Origin of the sequence: Pedobacter sp. G11 (assembly GCF_003860265.1) — a bacterium.
Classification (GTDB): Bacteria; Bacteroidota; Bacteroidia; order Sphingobacteriales; family Sphingobacteriaceae; genus Pedobacter; species Pedobacter agri.
Genome location: NZ_CP034190.1, coordinates 1,184,397 through 1,202,908 on the forward strand (window position 1 = coordinate 1,184,397; position 18,512 = coordinate 1,202,908).

Annotated in this window: 20 protein-coding genes; 18 read left to right on the forward strand and 2 right to left on the reverse strand. The window is 37.6% G+C overall.

Translation table 11 applies throughout. The features are described 5' to 3' along the window. The first annotated feature begins 35 nt into the window (after nt 1-35). The 3 genes from EA772_RS05175 (at nt 36) to EA772_RS05185 (ending at nt 3,478) form a co-directional block, all read left to right on the forward strand. The gene (locus EA772_RS05175; RefSeq protein ID WP_124911606.1) at nt 36-1,313 is read left to right on the forward strand and encodes an ATP-binding protein; all 1,278 of its coding nucleotides are present in this window, start codon (nt 36-38) and stop codon (nt 1,311-1,313) included. 60 nt (nt 1,314-1,373) lie between these two features. Next, nucleotides 1,374-1,859: a PRC-barrel domain-containing protein gene (locus tag EA772_RS05180; protein ID WP_116168874.1), complete on the forward strand. Its 486-nt coding sequence runs from the start codon at nt 1,374-1,376 to the stop codon at nt 1,857-1,859. Nucleotides 1,860-1,942: 83 nt separating this feature from the next. Further along, nucleotides 1,943-3,478, forward strand: coding sequence for a L,D-transpeptidase family protein (locus EA772_RS05185; RefSeq protein ID WP_124911608.1), 1,536 nt, complete (start codon nt 1,943-1,945; stop codon nt 3,476-3,478). On the opposite strand, the gene EA772_RS05190 is transcribed toward EA772_RS05185, so the two are convergent. Next, nucleotides 3,475-4,272 (reverse strand): murein L,D-transpeptidase catalytic domain family protein, encoded by a 798-nt coding sequence (locus tag EA772_RS05190; protein WP_010601691.1) that lies wholly within the window; start codon nt 4,270-4,272, stop codon nt 3,475-3,477. The genes EA772_RS05185 and EA772_RS05190 overlap by 4 nt on opposite strands. Before the next feature lie 238 nt (nt 4,273-4,510). On the opposite strand from EA772_RS05190, the gene EA772_RS05195 reads away from it, so the two are divergent. The 4 genes from EA772_RS05195 (at nt 4,511) to EA772_RS05210 (ending at nt 7,159) form a co-directional block, all read left to right on the forward strand. Beyond that, complete coding sequence (locus EA772_RS05195; RefSeq protein ID WP_124911610.1) at nt 4,511-5,314, forward strand: SDR family oxidoreductase; 804 nt, start codon at nt 4,511-4,513, stop codon at nt 5,312-5,314. Between the two features lie 42 nt (nt 5,315-5,356). Further along, nucleotides 5,357-6,265 (forward strand): AraC family transcriptional regulator, encoded by a 909-nt coding sequence (locus tag EA772_RS05200; RefSeq protein WP_124911612.1) that lies wholly within the window; start codon nt 5,357-5,359, stop codon nt 6,263-6,265. A 128-nt stretch (nt 6,266-6,393) separates the two neighbouring features. Beyond that, nucleotides 6,394-6,831 carry a DNA-3-methyladenine glycosylase I gene (locus tag EA772_RS05205; RefSeq protein WP_256370016.1) on the forward strand — a complete coding sequence of 146 codons (438 nt, stop codon included), beginning with the start codon at nt 6,394-6,396 and terminating at the stop codon, nt 6,829-6,831. A gap of 4 nt (nt 6,832-6,835) precedes the next feature. After that, nucleotides 6,836-7,159, forward strand: coding sequence for a MazG-like protein (locus EA772_RS05210; protein ID WP_124911614.1), 324 nt, complete (start codon nt 6,836-6,838; stop codon nt 7,157-7,159). On the opposite strand, the gene EA772_RS05215 is transcribed toward EA772_RS05210, so the two are convergent. Next, the gene (locus EA772_RS05215) at nt 7,160-8,062 is read right to left on the reverse strand and encodes a hypothetical protein (RefSeq protein ID WP_124911616.1); all 903 of its coding nucleotides are present in this window, start codon (nt 8,060-8,062) and stop codon (nt 7,160-7,162) included. A gap of 364 nt (nt 8,063-8,426) precedes the next feature. Between EA772_RS05215 and EA772_RS05220 the strand changes: the two genes are divergently transcribed. From EA772_RS05220 to EA772_RS05275, 11 genes are all read left to right on the forward strand, one after another. Then, complete coding sequence (locus EA772_RS05220) at nt 8,427-8,624, forward strand: hypothetical protein (protein WP_124911618.1); 198 nt, start codon at nt 8,427-8,429, stop codon at nt 8,622-8,624. A 62-nt stretch (nt 8,625-8,686) separates the two neighbouring features. Beyond that, nucleotides 8,687-10,351 carry an ATP-binding protein gene (locus tag EA772_RS05225; protein WP_124911620.1) on the forward strand — a complete coding sequence of 555 codons (1,665 nt, stop codon included), beginning with the start codon at nt 8,687-8,689 and terminating at the stop codon, nt 10,349-10,351. A 9-nt stretch (nt 10,352-10,360) separates the two neighbouring features. After that, entirely contained in the window at nt 10,361-11,026 is a 666-nt protein-coding gene (locus tag EA772_RS05230) for a response regulator (protein ID WP_116168866.1), read from the forward strand. 293 nt (nt 11,027-11,319) lie between these two features. Continuing rightward, the gene (locus EA772_RS05235; RefSeq protein WP_116168865.1) at nt 11,320-11,679 is read left to right on the forward strand and encodes a hypothetical protein; all 360 of its coding nucleotides are present in this window, start codon (nt 11,320-11,322) and stop codon (nt 11,677-11,679) included. Between the two features lie 210 nt (nt 11,680-11,889). Continuing rightward, a complete protein-coding gene (locus EA772_RS05240; RefSeq protein ID WP_256370018.1) occupies nt 11,890-13,914 on the forward strand; it encodes a phospholipase D-like domain-containing protein in 2,025 nt (674 codons plus the stop codon). Continuing rightward, nucleotides 13,914-14,879: a hypothetical protein gene (locus EA772_RS05245; protein WP_124911624.1), complete on the forward strand. Its 966-nt coding sequence runs from the start codon at nt 13,914-13,916 to the stop codon at nt 14,877-14,879. The genes EA772_RS05240 and EA772_RS05245 overlap by 1 nt, the downstream gene beginning before the upstream one ends. Before the next feature lie 220 nt (nt 14,880-15,099). Then, the gene (locus EA772_RS05255; RefSeq protein WP_246834047.1) at nt 15,100-15,621 is read left to right on the forward strand and encodes a thermonuclease family protein; all 522 of its coding nucleotides are present in this window, start codon (nt 15,100-15,102) and stop codon (nt 15,619-15,621) included. Nucleotides 15,622-15,678: 57 nt separating this feature from the next. After that, complete coding sequence (locus EA772_RS05260; protein WP_124911630.1) at nt 15,679-15,930, forward strand: hypothetical protein; 252 nt, start codon at nt 15,679-15,681, stop codon at nt 15,928-15,930. 324 nt (nt 15,931-16,254) lie between these two features. Further along, a complete protein-coding gene (locus tag EA772_RS05265; protein WP_010601703.1) occupies nt 16,255-16,812 on the forward strand; it encodes an RNA polymerase sigma factor in 558 nt (185 codons plus the stop codon). After that, nucleotides 16,805-17,581, forward strand: coding sequence for a HEAT repeat domain-containing protein (locus EA772_RS05270; RefSeq protein ID WP_124911632.1), 777 nt, complete (start codon nt 16,805-16,807; stop codon nt 17,579-17,581). The genes EA772_RS05265 and EA772_RS05270 overlap by 8 nt, the downstream gene beginning before the upstream one ends. Nucleotides 17,582-17,601: 20 nt before the next feature. After that, the gene (locus EA772_RS05275; RefSeq protein ID WP_116168860.1) at nt 17,602-18,486 is read left to right on the forward strand and encodes a DUF4097 family beta strand repeat-containing protein; all 885 of its coding nucleotides are present in this window, start codon (nt 17,602-17,604) and stop codon (nt 18,484-18,486) included. Nucleotides 18,487-18,512: the final 26 nt, after the last annotated feature.

Here is an 18,512-nt window from a genome sequence, read left to right on the forward strand (position 1 = left end):
TAGTATTTTGCGGTTTATTTTTATCAATCGCAAAAATGGAAAACAAGGTCAGCATCAACAATAATAGTGTGGAATTTTCAGGGATAACCCGTGATTACATGGAAGCCATTTCCGAACTGATCTGGAATGGTTTTGATGCAGGAGCCACAAAAATTGATCTGGTTTTTGATACCAATGAAATAGATTTTATTCCTGCTATCGAAATCATCGACAATGGGAGCGGCATTAACCTGAACAACCTGCACCAAACGTTTGGCGCCTTTTTAGATTCTTTGAAACGTAGCTCAGATCATCGGTCATCTTATGTTCGTGGAAAAAAAGGTAAAGGCCGTTTCTCTTTCATCGCCTTTGCGCAAAAAGCCATTTGGAACACCACATTTTTTGATGAAGTGGCAAATGAATACATTAACTATGATGTAAATATCAGCGCCAGCAACAAGGATTATTATGCCGATGAAAACAAGCGGGTTGCAGCTGATATGGAAACGGGAACACGGTTGAAACTTATTAACCTGTTTGGCGTAACTGCTTATTCTTTTACCAGTGAGGCTTTTATCAATTACCTGAAATCTGAATTCGGGTGGTTCTTACTGCTGAACAGCAAAAATGACTTTCAGTTATGTATAAATGGCGATAGAATTAAATACGAAGATCTTTTGGCTGATCATGAGGTTTTTGAGCGAGAGATTGTAGATGCCTCCACCTCCCGGTTTAACTTTACCATTACTTTTGTGCGCTGGAATGAAAAAATTGGCGATAAATTTTATTACTACTTCTTAAACAGTGAGAAGAAAGAGGTTTTCAAACAGCTCACATCCTTCAATAATAACGCCATTAACTTTTACCACAGCGTCTACGTTGAATCAGATTATTTCAATCTGTTTAATTTTACTGATACGGAAGAAACCACAAATATGTTTGGTTCCAATCCACAGAGCCCGATTTTTAAACAACTCATTAAAGATCTTCAAAAAATTGTCAATCAAAAACAAAAGGAGTTTGTAAAAGATGATGCCGCAAATGAACTGATTCGGAAATTCGAAAATGCACAGTCGATGCCTGATTTTGATGCGGCTGAACTGGAGCAGAAACAATTATTTATCGAACTGGTTAAGGCACTTTATTGTATCCAGCCCCGTCTGTTTAAGGGTTTAAATGAATCACAGGAGAAAATGATTTTATCGCTAATTAAATCGCAATTAGACGATAAAGAAAATCTCTTTAAATTGATTAGAAATATATTACCCGTTAATGATGAGGAGAACCAGCAGTTAAAGGCATTGCTCATTTCAAATCCAATCATCGCTGATTAAAACCTTTGCCTTAAGCCATTGTTGTCTTACCAGAATTAAATTTGCAAAAGACATCATAATATGGAAAACCAGGGAAATACTTACAGTCAACTGTTAGAATTAGCGAACAGCGATTACAAATTAACGGCAGGAGAAGCTGATATTAAAGGTTGGACGGTTCAAAATGAAGCGGGAGCATCAATCGGGAAAGTAAGAGATTTACTGTTCGATCCGCAAAATAATGCTGTAAGGTATCTAATTATTGACCTCGATGATTTAGGTGTTGATCTGGAGAGCAAAGGTGTGCTCATTCCCATCGGCCTTGCGCATTTACATGATCATGATGACGTTGTGATTCTTCCAAACATCCACACCGATCAGTTTAAAGCACTTCCTTATTATGTTTCAGGAGAAGTGGATCAAAATACAGAGGATGAAATCAGAGATGCCATTGGGAGTCCGGCAGCCTTGCGGATGGAAGAAACTATCATAGAAATGGATCAAAATTCGTTTTACAATCATCACCATTTTGATAGGGCAAAGTTTTACAGACGTGGCAACAAATAAATCTGAAAAATAAATTAGCGACTGTAAATCAAATCAATACGAAAACCAAAAAACAAAAAAAGGCAAATCGTTATTATATCGGCATGGATGTAAGAAAGATGATTAGCCCTAAGCTAACAGGGTTGTTTTTAATGCTGATGCTTTTTGTTTCTGTTTTTCAGGCCTGTAAAAAAAGCAAATCTGATATTGGCGCTGCGCTGAGTAAAGAAACGGGCAACAAAGTTTTCAAAGAAATTACAGCAGAAACCTTCGGTGAGAAAATGAAGGCTGCAATTACGGCCAGGCAGCAGCTATTTCGTAATCCTGGTTTTATGTCATCATTTTATGCGCAACATGATTATGAGCCGGTAATGGTGATGAAACATTTACCGGATAGTGGCTTGAAACAAGCCGTTGCAGTGTTTAATAAAGCACCGGAACATGGCTTATCTCCATCAGTTTTTAAAGCAGAGCAGCTCAATAAACTCCTTACTAAAATTTATAATAAAGCAGAAATTAAGACTGTTGACGATGCTTACGAGGCATTAATTAGTTTGGAACTTACGGCCGCATCAGCTCTTAGCGATTATAGCAATGCCATGCAATTTGGCTTAATCAGTCCGAGGAGGATATATGCGCAATATTACACAGCAACACAACGACCAGACTCAATTAGTTTCAGAAAGCCATTTGAAACGAAAAACATATCCGCTTTTTTAGATAGCATTCAGCCAAAAACAGAAAACTACAAATTATTACAGACCGCATTACGTGATCGCCTTACGGCACCAGGGTTGTCTGCTGAGGAAACCAACCGTATTTTATTGGTCAACCTCGAAAGATTACGCTGGAAAAATCTGCCTACCGAGAAGAAATATGTTTGGGTAAATATTCCTGATTATCAGTTACAGGTAATAGAAAATGGAAAAACTACTTTACAAATGAAAGTTTGCGTGGGTGAGGGTAGAAATAACAATCAGGCAACATCCCTTACAGAATATGATGAGAATGATTTGAAAAAGGATCGTCCCTTTAACCGCGAAACACCACAGCTTAAAAGCATGATTCACAGTGTGCAGGTTAATCCGGTGTGGAATATACCAGAAAGTATTGCCACGAATGAAATCACAAAATATGCAGCTAAAGATCCCTACTACCTGGCCAATAACAATATAGATGTTTTTTACAACGGCAAGAAAATTGAAGATCCGGAAACGATTGATTTTGGAGCGTCAGGCACCGGGAAAACCTATACTTTTAAACAACGACCAGGAGAAGATAACTCTCTGGGCAAAATCAAGTTTCTTTTCAATAATCAAAGCAGCGTATATTTACACGATACGCCAGCTAAAGCTGCCTTTAACCAATCTGTAAGGGCCGTTAGTCATGGTTGCGTTCGGGTTGAAAAACCGCTCGAACTTGCACAGGCACTTTTTGGCACCGGAGCAAAGTTTGAGCAGATTAAGAAAGGTATGGACAGCGATGACCCTAAGGCTGAGGACATTGCATTGCCGACGAAAATTCCGGTTTATCTAAGCTATTTTACCTGTTGGAAAGACAGCAACAGTGGCGGCCTTAAATTTGTTAAAGATGTTTATGGGCTTGATGCGGTTTTATACACCCATCTCACCCGAATTTAATCTTGATGAATGCTGGCTAAATCTGAATTTAGTAAACCTGGTACCTGTGCAAATGCCGCTGCGGTGCCTTCATTTAAATAAGCAGAATGGTATGCTGCAGTTGATTTGTTAATGAATAACACACTGCCAGAACCAAGTGTGTTAATCACCTCGTTACAAAGCTCTGGCGCAACTGCAGGGCAACCCTGACTTCTACCTAATCGGCCTAAAGCTGCAATGGTTCCTTCACTTACATAAGGCGCACCATGAATGACAATTGACCGTAAGCGGGCATTATCATTAAACCCCGGATCCATTCCATCCAGCTTCAATGATCGGCCATGTGCACCCTGATATTCTTCACCCGTAACATAAAAACCAATGCTGCTGGTAAATGAATCATTTTGATTGGAAAAAGCAACCGCCTGATCTTCTCCACTTTTCTGACCGTGAGCTACCCAGGTATTTAAAACCATACGCTCTTCAGCCAAATTAATGATGTACAATCTTTTCTTCGAACTGGCCTGATCAAAATCAGCAATGGTTAGCAAAGGGCTGTCAGAAACACGGCCCGATTTTTTGAGATTATAGAACCCTGTTAACGCTTTTTCAAATACTGGAAAAGCAAGACCGGATGCTTTTAAATGGGCTGAATCGTAAATATGTTCAGCATAATTTAAATAAGCATTTTTTAATGGTGTAATGTTAGCGTTGATTGTTTTTTCTTCTAACGTATTGCTTTTTTTCCAGGACGTAAAAACGAGCGAAAAAGCAATAAAACACAAACCTGAAACGCCTAAAATGTATCTTCTCATATTTAATAATTTGATGTGATCAATTTTAATTAGGTCTGGTTCTTTCTATAGGCTTATTTTGTTTGATTAACTTAAATATACGATTAATTACCCGAAATAGCAAATTTATTTCCTGTTTTAAGGGGGATGTTAAGCCTTAATTTATTTCAAATCCAATGTCATTTTGGCGAAGTAATCCTCCATTTTGGCGATCTGTTAAGCAACTGCTTAAACGAACTTTGGGTATAATTTAAGTAGAATGAAAACAATCATGATTACAGGAGCATCGTCAGGTTTAGGAAAAGCCACTGCTCAATTATTCCATAGCAAAGGATGGCGTGTAATTGCCACCATGCGCCACCCGGAAAAGGAAAACGAACTTACCAAGCTGAAGAATGTAATTTTGCTACCCCTCGATATCAGCAATACCCGGCAAATCACAGAAACGACCAAGCAAATCACAGATCAGTATTCGATAGATGTGGTATTGAATAATGCAGGTTATGGTTTAGTTGCACCTCTCGAAGCTTTGACCGATGATCAAATTGTGAAACAGCTGAACACCAACCTGCTTGGCGTAATCAGGGTAACACAGGCATTTATAGCACATTTTCGCATGAAAAAGAGTGGTATGTTTATCAATATTACCTCCACATTCGGACTGATGGGTTTCCCTACCTGCTCGATTTATAGCGCTACTAAATTTGCTGTTGATGGATTTTCAGAAAGTTTAGCAATTGAACTGGCGCAGTTTGGTATTCAGGTGAAAGTAATTGCTCCCGGTGGCATTCAAACTGATTTCGCCAGCCGATCCATGGAATCCGCTCAGCATGATGCTTATGAAAAACTGGTTACAGCGGTGAGCAAAGGATATAGCGCAGAGCAAGTGGCCAATTATTCTAAAGTGGAAGATATTGCACAAGTCGTTTTCGAAGCGGCCAACGATGGCACTGGTCGGTTTAGGTACATTGCCGGCCGGGATGCTTTGGAATTGATTGCACAACGAACTAGCAAAGGCGCAGAAGCACAGGTACAGGAACTCAAGTCAGCATTTGCCTTTTAATATTTTGTATTTTAGCATTTAATTAACGTCTATCATCAAAAAATGAAAGCAAGTCCGAAAATATTCACTTCGTTATCGCAGTTGCATCAGGCAATGGGGCAACCTAAACCGCTGCACCCAATCATCAGCATCATCAACTATGGAGATGCCGTTTTCAACGCCAAAGATTTTGAGGCAGGTATCATTTTAAATTTCTATAAGATCTCTTTTAAGACAAATTTTAAGGGCCAAATCAGATACGGACAAGGGTTTTATGATTTTGAGGAAGGCGGAATGTCGTTCGTCGCACCAGGCCAGCTCCTGCGCATGCAAGATGAAGAAGCCAATTACGAGGGCTTATCATTGCACATTCATCCCGATTTTATTCGTCAATATGCCTTGAATGATCAGATCAAACAATACGGCTTTTTTAGCTATGCTGCATCAGAAGCACTGTACCTTTCTGAAAAAGAGAAACAAACCATCTGGGGTATTTTCCAGCATATTCAGGCCGAGTTAGAAGAAAGGATCGATCATTTTAGTCAGGATGTAATGATTTCCCAAATCGAGCTCCTGCTCAATTACAGCAATCGTTTCTATAACCGACAGTTTATTACCCGCAAAATCGTAAACCATGATGTTTTAAGCAAACTTGAAAATTATCTTGAAACTTATTTTAACGATGAAAAAGCATTAGCTACAGGCTTGCCCACTGTTGCTACTGTAGCGGAAGAGTTAAATTTATCCGCAAGATACCTGAGTGACTTACTTCGAAATTTAACCGGACAAAATACCCAACAATTCATCCATGATAAATTAATTGACAAGGCGAAAGCTTACCTCGCGAAAGATACATTGACCATTGCCGAGGTGGCTTACCAGTTGGGCTTTGAACACCCGCAATCCTTTACCAAATTATTTAAACATAAAACCAGTATTACACCCTTGCAGTATAAAAGCAGTCTGCAATAATAAATTTAACGATGGGATATTGTAATTATATCGCTGCTATGGCCGAACCAAGCAGGAGCCTTCATCAAAACTACCATGATAACCATTATGGTTTCGCCATTCATGACGACAATTAGTTGTTTGGACGATTGATCATGGAAATTAACCAGGCTGGTTTAAGTTGGGAAACCATATTAAAGAAAGAACAAACGTTCAGGAAAGCTTATGATGATTTTGACATTGCAAAAGTTGCTGCTTACACCGAAAAAGACCGTGAACGTTTACTTCAGGATGCCGGAATCATCAGGAATAAGCTTAAGGTAAACGCAGCAATTGAAAATGCCAAAACCATTCTCGTACTTCAAAAAGAATTTGGTTCATTTGAAAAATGGTTGCTACATCACTACACGAAAACCAAAATGGAGTGGGTTAAGCTTTTTAAGAAAACATTCAAATTTACCGGAGGAGAAATTGTTGGTGAATTTTTGATGAGCATTGGTTATTTACCTGGCGCACACAGCGAATCGTGTGCTGTTTATCACAAAATACTGCAACAAAAACCCATGTTCCTTAACCTTAAAAAATAGTACAATGGAAAATACAAATCTTCAGAATATCAAAAACCGTTCAATGGCTATTCGTGAAAAATACAGGGAGCTGGAATTACAGCACCATGGTACCGAATGGAATGTTGAGGAAGATGCGCTTGCTTTTCTTAGCGATGCCGGATTGGTAGGCCGTTTGATAATGTCGCAACAAGGTCGATGGCCAAAAGCCAATACAGATGAAGAACTTAAACATAAACTTGGCGAATGCATTTGGTGGCTTACTGTACTAGCCGAACGTATGGGCATAAACATTAATGAAGCAACTGAGTATTTTTTAGATAAAACGGAGAATTTGCTGAAATCATAATTATTTATGATTAGGAACATATTTATCTAAAATATATTGGGTCATTGGTAGCAATCGTTTAGTGCTATTGGTTGGGTGATCACCCTTAGCGGTATAAAAATCGACACTATCAATTTTAACCTTTGTATAATATACCTTGCCTATTGATGCTGCTGTAATTGTATCTCTGTCAGAGATCTTTTTTAAATGCGATACACTGAAGGTATCTAAAGCAATAACCGGAGTTGAGACCTTTTGATCACATGCTATTGGCTCATAATGATCTCCGGTCCAGTACATACATTGTTTTTTTTGGCCTAAAAAAACTGATGCAATTACAACAACTGAAGCGGCAGCAAGAGATATAATGGCCTTATAAAATTTCTTCGGAATACTAATCCTTTCATTTTCGGACTGGGTTTGAGTGATCGTCGCCTGCTTAAGGATAACTTCTCTTTCTGAATCAGACACAGCTTCTGTTTCAGGTCCTTTAAAATCCCCATCTAAAACATCCGGCACTCTTTCAGGTTCATCGGAAAGATCATCTTTGTTTAGTGAGGATGAAATTTCATATCCTGAAAGAGCTTGATATGGCCTGGGTTGAAAATCAATTAACCATGCCAGTAGCTCAATGTTTTTTCGATCGGGTTTAACATCCCTGCCTTGAAAAAAATTACTAAGCGACCTAAACTTACCGGTTGGATACTCATCTATGATCTTCAAATAACCTTTTTTGTTTTCATCCGGCCCAAAAAAAGTCCTTAAAGAGGCCGCATCTTTTTCATTACCTTTTCGTTCCTTGTAAAGGTTCAAACATTCATTTCTTAAGAGCGCCGGGCTAATTCCTGATAACTGAGGTAACTGATTTCTTTCAGCCTTATTTCTGTAGGCATCCAAAACTTTTTCCTGGTAGATTTCAAACATAGGGAGCGCATTAAAGCGCACAAATTTATCGGAATTTCCGACATCTCCAAAGGTATTTTCAGAATTGGACCGGTATCATCGGTATTACAGGAATCGGCTGCAAATTAAGCCATTATTCCCCCCAAATTTGTCTCAGCAAACAGCTCAAGTGCATTCCACGGAAAGGCATTTAATAGAACCTGAATGCTAAGAGTAAACATCGCGGTTGCCAATAACTGACCTGGGAAGCAGTTAAAAAGCAGCCGCGATGGGAACTCGAACACTTCCCAAAAATTTTCAGAAGGCCTTCTGATTTACACCGCAGCAAACTCCCCGAATGGTTCGGGGAGAACTGCAAGTATTTCAATTCTAAAATTTTTGAATCATGTTTATTCCTTTATTTATTGCCATTTTATTGGGTTTAGTAAATCCTTCAACTACCAATACGCCGCCTGCTGGTTCCGGCACGACAGTGAACATCAATAGCAACGGAGAAGATCCTGGTGATACAGATCCCGGAGATCAGGATCCGGGTGATGATACAGGTGGCGAAACAGGATCAGTACCACCTAAAAAGCCATAATTTTCTAAAAAGAGCGATTTATGCAATCGCTCTTTTAATTATATTTGGGAAAACTTAGCCCCTTGAAAATTTACCGCCTGCTCCCGATTCTTTTTATATGCCTTTTCGCCTGTAAGAAACAGAAAGTTACCTCACATCCTCAGCAAGATATTAACCTCAAAAAAGCGGAACAGCTATTTGCAAACCAAAACGATTCAGCTTTTTATTACTTCAATATTGCTGCTACAACAAGTAAAGACAGTTTAACGATCGCAACCTCCTATAGTTTCATGGCTCAGATTCAAAATTCTGCAGGAGATTTTTTTGGTGCACAAGAAAGTGCTACCCGATCATTAAAACTCATTAATATCAAAAACCCAAAGCATGCCACCTGTTGGACATCGAGCTATAATGAATTGGGTAGAAGTAGCCTGGATTTAAAACAATACCAATTGGCTTTCTCCTATTTTAACATGGCCTTGAAACATGCTGATGATGATGCAAGACCTGTTATTTTAAGTAATAAAGCCATGGCGCTTCAAAAACTGAAGCAATATCCGCAATCTGCAAAAATCTACAATGAACTACTGGTTCAAAAAACCAAAAACAGTACGCAATACGCCCGCTTTCTCTCCAATGCCGCAAAAACCATGTGGATGGGGAATGCCGGTTATGATGCTGCACCACTGTTGTTAAAAGCTTTAAACATCCGTATTAAAAATAAAGATGATTGGGGATTGAATGCCAGTTACGCACACCTGGCCGATTATTATACTTCATCAAGGCCCGATTCAGCATTACTGTATGCCAAAAACATGTATCAAATTGCACAGAAACTTAACAGTGCTGATGATCAGCTCGAAGCCTTGCAAAAATTAATTTCGCTGAGTCCTTCAGCAGCTGTAAAAAAATATTTTGAAAGTTATCAACGTTTAAGCGACAGCTTGCAAACAGCCCGTAATGCCGCAAAAAATCAGTTCGCGATTGTTCGTTACGAATCCGAGAAAAGCAAGGCTGATAACTTAATCCTTCAAAAAGAGAATACCGAGAAACGTTATCAGATCATTAAGCGGGATGTTATTTTGGTTTTAGGCATTTTATCATTCATTGCCATTTCTGTTATTGCTTTTCTCTGGTTTAAAAAGCGACAACAAAAAATGGAACTCGAAAAGCAACATGCCGTTCAGGAAAATCAGCTGAAAACCTCAAAAAAAGTACACGATGTGGTAGCCAATGGCCTATATCGTATTATGAGCGAAATGGAGAATCAGCCAGATATCGATCGTGAGCTGATTATTGATAAAATTGAGAACCTTTATGAAAAATCAAGAGATATTTCATACGATAAACCTGAATTTAACCAGCAGCAGTTCAATGAAAAACTGTCGGTATTATTAACATCTTTTGCAACCAGTAAAACTAAAGTCATCATCGTGGGCAACAAAGCTGCGCTGTGGGAAAATGTGAATGCTAAGTCTCAATATGAACTGGAGCACATTTTGCAGGAGTTAATGGTTAATATGAAAAAGCATAGCGAGGCTGATACCGTAGTCATTAAATTCGAAGAGGAAGAAAATAACATTCTTATTTCTTATACCGACAATGGTATTGGCATAGCTGACGACAAAAACTTTAATAATGGTTTGAATAATACGGTTTCCCGTATAGATGCGATTGGAGGGACCGTTAACTTTGAAACTAAATTGGAGAAAGGATTAAAGGTTCACATTTCTTTTCCGGTTGCTTAATTCAAAACGATGTTCAAACGAGTATTAATAGCAGAAGACCACGAAAGCACCAGTATTTCAGTTAGAAAAACTTTGGAAGATTTTGGTATCACCAATGCTGAATTCACTTACTACTGTGATGAAGCGCTGATGCAGATAAGAAAAAGCCTGCATAATGATCAGCCATTCGATTTATTAATCACTGATCTTTCCTTCGAAGAAGACCATCGGAAACAACAGCTTGCGGGCGGTGTAGAATTGATTGAAGCAGTTAAGCAAATTCATCCCCAGCTTAAAGTGCTGGTATTTTCTGCAGAAACAAACCCGGCTGTGATCGACAGTCTTTTCAAAGCTTCGCAAATTAATGCCTATGTACGCAAGGCCCGGCATGATGCGAAAGACCTGAGAAAAGCCATCGAATATATTGCACAGCACAAAACCTATTTATCTGAAAGTTTAAAGCCGGCCATCAAACAAAAAAATGCTTTTGAATTTTCAAGCTATGATGTCACGTTAATCTCGCTGTTATCGCAAGGAACTTTGCAGAAAGATATTCCTGCGTACCTCCAGCAACATAACATTAAACCTTCAGGGTTGAGCAGTGTAGAAAAGCGTTTGGCCATCATGAGAGATTCACTTGAATTCGCTAAAAACGAACAGTTGGTTGCCTATTGTAAAGATTACGGCATTATTTGATTTCATAGCCTAGAAACTTTATCAGCTCATTACATCTTACCCATTTCATGCCAGAAAGCACCATTGCAATAATCTTTAAAGAAGATATCTTCTCAGTGGATTAAAATTGATCATGCTGCTTTATTGCCATAAATCATATTTCTGCCATTCTTACGGTTTCCCGTAAAGCAATATTCCCAAAAATTTGTAGGTTTGGCGCTACATATTTACAATTATTGCACATTTTCATGTGAAGTGTAGATATCATCCCCTCCAAATCACATCCATTGCATGTATAGCCAAAAAAGCTATAGATGAAAAAATTTTTAACACCACTTATTTTCGCTTTCATGATTGGAAGTGCAAGCGCTCAAAAACAAAAGATGCAGGTTTTTCAGTTGATGGAACCTGGTTTTAATACCAAAGCGATTAAAGGGACTATTTCCGAAGTATACCAAACGCAAAGATTCGGCAATAAATTATGGTGGATTAAAATTGGTAATGATACGCTCATCCATGTTTGGGATAGACATTTCGATACGCCTAATATGAAGGTTGGCGACAAAAGGACATTTACTTCTATTAAGCGTTTAGACAGCAACTGGTGGATGAAAGAAAAATCGGAAGCAATGATCAAAACACCTGATCCTCAAAATATTTTAACCGTTCAGTAGTCCAAAAATCATTTTCTGCCGGTTTCTCAACAAATATTTTCCGCTTTACGGTTTCCCGTAAAATTCTCTTCTCGTATACCATTATTTTTGATAAACAAAACTTCAGAAATAACACGTAATACAATTAACACTCAATATCTCTCACAAAATGCAGCAGATTGCTTCTAATCATTCTCGGGACGGAATAGGAAGCAATCTCGCATTTTTTACATCAGTTTAGCCAACAAAAAGTCACTCCTATCAATGCATATGAATAATATTTTGACAAATGGTACCGAAATAAAGCAAAGAATAATCGCTGAAATTCAAAATGCAAGGCAATGCATTTATCTTGCAATGGCATGGTTTACAGATAGAGATATTGCAACTTCAATCATAGATGCCAAAAATAGAAATGTAGCTGTTGATGTTATTTTATCCTCTAATGCATCTAACGAAACAGTCAAGTTGATGTTCAAAGGAGCAAATATAAGTGTACATGCATTTGACACTGGTGATGACAGGGGTATGATGCATCATAAATTTTGCCTAATAGATCATAAGATTTCAATAAACGGCTCGTACAATTACTCATACAACGCCAGCAACAATAATGTTGAAAACATTCAGGTTTCAGACGATCCAATAACCTACAAACAATTTCTAATTGAATTCGAGCGCATTAGGTATAACATTGATCATAATATAGATGTAAATACAGCAACTGAAATAGCGACAAACAATAATCCTAGGATAAATTATAATAGAGAGGTTGTCGATCAAACTTTAGATGTAAAGTCTGAATATGAAAAAGTTCTCGACTCTATGATAGCTTCTGAAGTTAGTTCTTTCGATCGTGATAATTTGAGAAAACAAGGCTTTGATAGGTCGCACTCAAATAATGGAGATCATAACGTTCTTGATAAAGCGTTAGACACTCTTTATAATGGATTCATTAATGATATTGACGTTATCGAAGATAAAAAAAGGCGTCTGATATCAAAGATAGTTGAACAGAGGGCTAAATCAATAAGCCAACTGAAAGAGCGCTGTGATATCCAGATATCCACAATTGAAAATGAATTTGAAGTTTCAAAAGATAATCTAAACAATAAAATAATCAATTTAAAGTCAGAAGTATCAATTAATCAATCCGTAATAGGCGATTTAAAAGAAAATAGATTATTTGCCTTAAATAAAAAAATCAATGAAATAGAGAATAGAATTAGAGAATCAGTTAATGCTTTCGTAAAACCTGGAATAAAATGGTTTGAGCTAATTACTACGATAATTTTTACAATTGCACTCTTTATTTACTTGCAAATTTTTTATTCCTCTGCAGCCTATATCTTACTCTACAGCGAAGAAGACGCAAAGATCGCCCTTAAAACTTCAAGCGAAACCGTCACCCCTCAGATTTTTAATCCTGAAGCGTTTAGCAATTCCTGGATACATGGAACAATGGCTTTTGTATTTGTTTGTCTATTTGTTTTTATTCCATTAATATTTGCTTGCCTTGAGAGAATAATGACAAACAAGCTATGGGCAAAGATTTTAACATATGGTTTAGGACTTGTTCTCGTTGATAGTTTTATTGCAATTAAAATTGCTCAGTCTATACATGAAATAAAATCCCAGACAGAAATTAGTCCAGAAAAATGGAGCTGGATAAAAATTTTCACAGATACAAATTTCTACCTTGTCTTTATCCTCGGAGCTTTTGGCATACTACTATTTAAATTCTGTTTTGAGAAACTTAATAGGATAGCTGATGCTCGTAACCCTGATGTAGCAGAACAACAGAATAAACTGTTCATACAGGATCAAAGAAACGATATAAATAAAATTGAGATTGAAATAGGACAACTAAAATCTGAAATTGAGTTAAAATCTCAAGAAAACATTGCAAAAAACTCTCAAATAAAACTACATGAAGCTGATTTAGAAAATCTTCCACTAAAAAAAGTTGGGTCGATTGAAAATAGAAAAAACGATCTGAATAATAAATTACAGATCATCGAAATTACAACGGACATATATAAAAGCCACGTAGAAAACGATAATCTGTCGGTATCTATTGATGCATTAAGGGATAGAATTAATATATTCCTCGAAGGATGGAATGACTTTCTACATAAAGAATATTCAATTAGTAAGGCAAGTGAGAAGTCCGCACTTGCAACTGAAATTGCTATATTATGGGAACATAATAAAGTTAATAGAAATTCAGTAGATGCTAGAGTTAAAATTAAATAATGATGAAATACACAAGATTACTCCCAGCACTTCTATTAATCGCTAGCTGCACTTCCAACCTATCAGAAAATAACACGAAACATACAAAAACCGATAAACCTCTAATTACTCAACATTACAATATCACAATCTCATCCGATCTATCGAATAGACTCAGTCCTAAACTTTATCCAAAAGCTGTTTCTGATGTTGAAATAATAAAGATAATTACAGATTGTATTTATCCTAAAATCTTAACCCACAAGAGATCAATGAATCAACTAGATCAGTTTAGAATTGGATATATAAATCAAGCTCAAGTTGTAAAATATCATGCAAATACCAGGCTAACTGACATTGATTTTGCATTATTTAAAACACAATCTGAAAGAATAAAGTTTTTAAAGTCTGATTTTGAAAAAGCTAAGAAAAATTTTGTTCATGAGTTTGATCGTATTAGCAAAAATGCAGTTTCGAATCCATACGGTTCTGATATTTGGACCTACATGCAGCAAGGAGTTGATGATTTTTTAGTTAACAAAGCTATGAGTAGCTCAAACATCGGCAATAAAAAATTCATTAATAAGTATAAGAACGTGTTGATTTTGCTTACAGATGGATATATAGAAACCGCATTTGACAACAAAAAATATGGCTTATCGGCCTCCAAAATAGGTAATTTTAGAAAACAATATTTGAAATCAGGGGAAAATGATATTGAGATTTTTTATAGGAAAAATCCAATTTATAAAATTCATCCTTTAACAAATCCTCTTCTCGGAGATCTTGAAATATTAGTGCTAGAATTATACGACAGAACCCAAACGAATTCTGGAGCTTCAGTACATCCTACAGATATGGAAATAATGAGATTAATTTGGACAGACTGGCTAAAGAGCTCAGGCGTGAAAAGATTTGAACTATATTCTAAATTTTCTAATAAATCGGAAGCAGAAAAAGTTATATTAAAATTTTTAGGTGTATAGCTAATCTTTAACAATTTATCCCCTTGAAATCCCTCATCCTAACCCTCTTCCTTCTGATCAACATTGCTTGCAGCGAAACCAAAACCGTTTACCTTTGCAACAGTTCGGGCGGAAAAAAATATCACTATAAATCGAGCTGCCGTGGATTAAGCAACTGCCAGCACAAGATTATAGAAACAACTTTAGAAAAAGCAAAGGGTCAGGGGAAAACTTTATGTGGATGGGAAAATTAACGGTACTGATTTTATGGTTTTGGATACAGCCCATTTCTTACCTTGAAGTTCAGGTTCCGAATCTTAAACACCGCACCTTTAACGCCAAAGTCATCCGCATTATGGATGGCGACACCATGGAAGTTCTGTATCAGAAAATACCTGTTAAAATTAGACTGGCGCATATCGATTGCCCGGAGAAAAGAAGATCACAGCCATTCGGAAACAACGCGAAAATTGCTTTATCTAATCTATGTTTCGGGCAGCAGGTAACGGTTTATGGCGAAAATTACGATCGATACCACAGGCTGATTGCCGTTGTGGCAAATCATAAAAAGCAAATCGTAAATCAGGAAATGCTGAAACAGGGAATGGCCTGGCACTTTCGGAAATATTCGAAAAATCAACTGTATGCCCAGCTCGAAGCCGAAGCCAGAAAGAACAAAATCGGTTTATGGAAAGACCCAAATCCTGTGGTGCCCTGGGAATGGCGTAAACCGCAAAAACGATCATTCCCAGCTAAATCATAATCCCCAAACTTTCAGAAGATTTTATTGTTGCTTTAACATACAGTTAAAACAAATAATATGATTACGCCGAAACCACTGCTTTCTGAAAATGTAAAAGATTTTATGGATTATGCCCTTGAGGTAATTCAATCAATGGATGGTGCGCCTGAACATAACGAAACAGAGAGATTACAGGTGAACGAAAACATCGCCAAATTAAGAAGCTATCTGGATGCTGTGGAGTTATCCTATCAGGAAACCATTCCTGTTATTTCCGATAGTCAGGTGAATGAAAGTCCGGCCAATTTTAGTGGAACAGGACATAGTTAAGGAAGATATTGACTCCAAACTAAATACTCTACACATCACCCAGCTTCCTGACCGCAGCAACCTAGCTTTTCGCCATCCCACATCCAGGTAAAGCATCTAAATCTACTGCAAACAAGCATTCCTAAATTTAAGAACAGGAATGTTTTTCCTGCCCTTTAATTTTCCGGTCATGCTTCCTTCAATCCATCTGCTTGATGTTTCTGACATCTGCTATCGCCATTTTTATTTTTTTTCAGAAATAATTAGCAAATAGTGTAACACTTTTAAATAAGTTGCGACTAGAATATAGAAACGTAAAGAAAGATAAATTAAAAAGCTCCGCCATTGCCATCTGCAGATAAAATAACGGATAAGGAACTCATTGCATTGTGTCTCAACGGACAGGAGGGCGGTTATACCGGGCTCTATAACCGATATGCCAGAAAAGTTTATAATTCAATTAGCAGAATTGTAAGCCACACTGCTGAGGCAGAAGATATTCTTCAGGATACATTTTGTGCTGTATTTACTGAAGTGGGCAAATTAGAGGGTGTTTTGAACATCGAAGCCTGGGTGAAAAGGGCCGCGATCAATCGTTCCATTTCTCATATCAGAAAAAGAAAAATATTGTTTTCTGATTTAGGAGACATGGACGTAGAGGATGAAGGAACGGATACGGAGCACATGGAGATTTTGGATTGTAAGGTAGACGATATGAAGAAAAGTATCGAATCGCTTCCCTCGGGATATAAAACAATTGTAAACCTCCATGTTTTTGAAAAATTTACACATGAAGAAATTGCGGTAATGCTCGACTTAACGCCAACTAATGTAAGAACCCAATACCATAGGGCAAAAAAGAAGATTTTATTATCACTAAAAGATAAATGTTATTATGAATGATCAGATAAAGGATTTTGTGAAGCAGAACAGGGCGGAATTCGATCATCTCGAAGCACCTGCTTTTGATATGCAACGGTTTAATCGAACAGTTGCGCCACAGGCTAAAAAGGTTTCGCTGTTTAACAGCAAAAAATGGTTGATCGCAGCATCTTTAATTGTTGCCCTGGCATCAACATGGATTTTTTTTTACCGCCAGCAGGAAACGAAAGTAAATTATACGCAAACCAAACCACTGGATGATAAACAGCTTCCAACAGTTACGAAGCCGGAGACAATAAAGCCTGAAACAGCTACTGAAAGCCTAAAGGCATCAACACCAATGGCAATTCATCAGACTGTAGCTAAAGAAGAGATAAAAAAACTACCGGCAAAACAGGTTATTACTGATTATAGAGCGCTGCAAGACAGCAGTTCAGCAAGCATCAGGTTATTGGCCATTCTGGAGATAGAAAAATCAGACCGAATCAATAACCAGGTTTTAAATATGCTTTCGCAAACGCTCAATCATGATGGCAATACCAATGTGCGGTTGGCAGCGCTAAGTGTATTAGAAAAACACCAATCGGATAGATATGCCGCCTCCTTGCTCGTTAATTCATTAAATAAGCAGGATGACCCGATGGTTCAGCTCGGACTGGTCAGCTTACTTGGAAAAATGAAGAACGTTAAAATTGATGACCAACTACATGCTATCGTTAACAATCCGGAAACTTTTGTTGCGGTAAGAGATGAAGCTTATACCATATTATTAAATCAAGACAAATTATAGTACTTATAACCCATAAAATTATGAAAAAACAATTTATCGTTCTGGCTGCGCTGCTTTCAGTTGCCATCGGCGCTTCAGCACAGAAACAATACAAACTCAGCAAGTCATCAGGACAACTAAATTTAAATATTCCCGGCGCCATAGTAGAAGGTTACAGCGGTAACGAAATCATATTTTCACTTCCAAAAAATGAAAATGAAATTGTTGATGAACGGGCGAAAGGACTGCGTGTAATCACTGCTTCTGGTTTTGTAGATAATACCGGATTAGGAATAGATGTATCCGAAAAGGGCACTGAAATTAATGTAAATGCCGTGAATAAAAGGATTGATGGTATTATTTCAATCAAAGTTCCGCAAAACATCAAAATCACTTTTTTAAATAAAAGTAACATCTATCAGGAAGAAATCATCCTTAAAAACCTAAAAAACGAAATTGAGGTATCAACCAGCTACAATAAAATCAAGCTGGAGAACAACACAGGACCAATGAATATCAAATCACTTTATGGAACTATAGATGCTACTTTTGCCGATGTGATTAAAGGGCCTGTTTCTATCGTATCGGTTTATGGCCACGTAGATGTTTCGCTTCCTGCAAATGTGAAAGCAAACGTAGACCTTTCGACCAGTTTTGGAAAAATTTACGCAGCTGATGAGCTTAAAATCGCGATTGATAAACAAGTGGCAGACGATAAAAGCGATGTAACGGGTATCGGGAGACCGGCAAACAGCCAGTTAACGGTTGCCGGTGTGAAGAGCGCCACCGGAACGATAAATACTGTCAGAGGCCTGGCCGTTTATGGGGGAAGAAGCTCAGAAGACATTAAAGGTAAAATCAATGGTGGTGGATCTGATTTTATTCTTAAATCAAACTACCAGAATGTATACCTCCGCGTAAAATAAATCCATTCATACCGTTCCAATAGGCA

Bases quoted from the DNA above. Each gene is read 5' to 3' on its own strand.
- EA772_RS05175 (WP_124911606.1), top strand. From the start codon at position 36: ATGGAAAACAAGGTCAGCATCAACAATAATAGTGTGGAATTTTCAGGG.
- EA772_RS05180 (WP_116168874.1), top strand. From the start codon at position 1,374: ATGGAAAACCAGGGAAATACTTACAGTCAACTGTTAGAATTAGCGAAC.
- EA772_RS05185 (WP_124911608.1), top strand. From the start codon at position 1,943: ATGGATGTAAGAAAGATGATTAGCCCTAAGCTAACAGGGTTGTTTTTA.
- EA772_RS05190 (WP_010601691.1), bottom strand. From the start codon at position 4,272: ATGAGAAGATACATTTTAGGCGTTTCAGGTTTGTGTTTTATTGCTTTT.
- EA772_RS05195 (WP_124911610.1), top strand. From the start codon at position 4,511: ATGAAAACAATCATGATTACAGGAGCATCGTCAGGTTTAGGAAAAGCC.
- EA772_RS05200 (WP_124911612.1), top strand. From the start codon at position 5,357: ATGAAAGCAAGTCCGAAAATATTCACTTCGTTATCGCAGTTGCATCAG.
- EA772_RS05210 (WP_124911614.1), top strand. From the start codon at position 6,836: ATGGAAAATACAAATCTTCAGAATATCAAAAACCGTTCAATGGCTATT.
- EA772_RS05215 (WP_124911616.1), bottom strand. From the start codon at position 8,062: ATGTTTGAAATCTACCAGGAAAAAGTTTTGGATGCCTACAGAAATAAG.
- EA772_RS05220 (WP_124911618.1), top strand. From the start codon at position 8,427: ATGTTTATTCCTTTATTTATTGCCATTTTATTGGGTTTAGTAAATCCT.
- EA772_RS05230 (WP_116168866.1), top strand. From the start codon at position 10,361: ATGTTCAAACGAGTATTAATAGCAGAAGACCACGAAAGCACCAGTATT.
- EA772_RS05235 (WP_116168865.1), top strand. From the start codon at position 11,320: ATGAAAAAATTTTTAACACCACTTATTTTCGCTTTCATGATTGGAAGT.
- EA772_RS05245 (WP_124911624.1), top strand. From the start codon at position 13,914: ATGATGAAATACACAAGATTACTCCCAGCACTTCTATTAATCGCTAGC.
- EA772_RS05255 (WP_246834047.1), top strand. From the start codon at position 15,100: ATGGGAAAATTAACGGTACTGATTTTATGGTTTTGGATACAGCCCATT.
- EA772_RS05260 (WP_124911630.1), top strand. From the start codon at position 15,679: ATGATTACGCCGAAACCACTGCTTTCTGAAAATGTAAAAGATTTTATG.
- EA772_RS05270 (WP_124911632.1), top strand. From the start codon at position 16,805: ATGAATGATCAGATAAAGGATTTTGTGAAGCAGAACAGGGCGGAATTC.
- EA772_RS05275 (WP_116168860.1), top strand. From the start codon at position 17,602: ATGAAAAAACAATTTATCGTTCTGGCTGCGCTGCTTTCAGTTGCCATC.